The sequence below is a fragment of the Streptomyces sp. MB09-01 genome (assembly GCF_033794505.1).
GTDB lineage: Bacteria > Actinomycetota > Actinomycetes > Streptomycetales > Streptomycetaceae > Streptomyces.
Window position 1 is genome coordinate 1 of the sequence record NZ_JARAYQ010000563.1, and the last position, 1,217, is coordinate 1,217.

A 1,217-nucleotide genomic window follows, 5' to 3' on the forward strand; every position below is an offset into this window, starting at 1 on the left:
GTTCAGGGGGGTTTGGCGGGCGTGATGGGGAATCCCTGATTCCCGGCCGTCAGTTGCGCGCGGGCGGCGGCCAGTATGGTGGACGGGCCGCCGAGCTGCCCGCGCACGGTATGACGGGCGGCGGAGCCAACCGGGAGAACCTGCCTTGAGTCGTGAAACCGACAGTTCGTCCTCCGGGCCCAAGGGGCACGGTGGAGCCGCCTACCCCTCGGGGACGCCGCCGTATGGAACCGGCCAGCACCCGTCCACGACTGTGCCATCCGGACCTGGCGCGTCGACCGCTCCGGAGGAGAACCCTGTGACCTCGAAGCCGTCCACGCCCGAATCCGACGGGCCCAAGACCGAGACCACCCTGACGACCCGGATCCGGATCAACATCCCGGGTTCCCGGCCGATCCCGCCGGTGGTCGTGCGCAAGTCGATGGGCACCAACTCAGGCACGGCCGCCACCGCGCCGGAACAGGGGCCGCAGCCCACGGCCGAGCCGCCGCTCGCGCAGCGCCCCAAGCCCCAGCCGACGCGGATCGAGGCCGAGCGGGAGCCGGAGCCCCCGCGCGCCCAGGGCCCGGCCGAAGCCGAGGAGCCGGCCGCCAGCAACTGGTTCGCCCCCCGCAAGCCGGCCAACGCGGCGCCCGCGGCCCAGGCGCCCGCCGCCGCGCAGATGCCGCCGGCCGCGTCCGCCCCGCCGCCCCCGCTCGCGCAGCGGCCCGTGCCCGGCGCCGCGCCCGGCCCGACGCCGCCTCCGTCCGTGCAGGGCGGCTACGCGCCCCCGCCGCGCACCCAGGCACCGCCGGCGCCGGACAGCGCCTACGCGCCGCCGCGCACCCCGCCGCCGCCCGTGGCGGACTACGGCACCGGCTACGCCCAGGCTCCGGCGCCCGCACCCGCGGCCCCGATGCCCGGCGGCCCCGGCGTCGGGTCCACCCAGGGCTTCCCGGTCTACGGGAACGACCAGGGCGACGGCGGCCCCGTCACCGAGGCCTTCCCGGTCTACGGCAACGGGCCCGGCGGCCCCGCCGGACCCACCACCGGCGGCCCCGGCTTCGGTACCGGCCCGGTCGGCGGCCCCGTGGGCGGACCCCGCGTCGAGGAGGCGCCGAGCTGGCCCGGCCCCGAGCTGGACGCTCCGATGCCCACCCCCGTACCGGCCCCTCCTCGATGCGGGGGCCGCCCACGGGGCCTGCCACTTATCAACACCTCCTCGCCCACAAAAAAAG

General features: G+C 77.5%; 1 pseudogene. It reads left to right on the forward strand.

The annotated features are described in order from the left end of the window. Positions 1 to 298: 298 nt before the first annotated feature. Positions 299 to 1,217 (forward strand): annotated as a pseudogene (locus PV721_RS43465) (hypothetical protein); the annotation flags it as partial.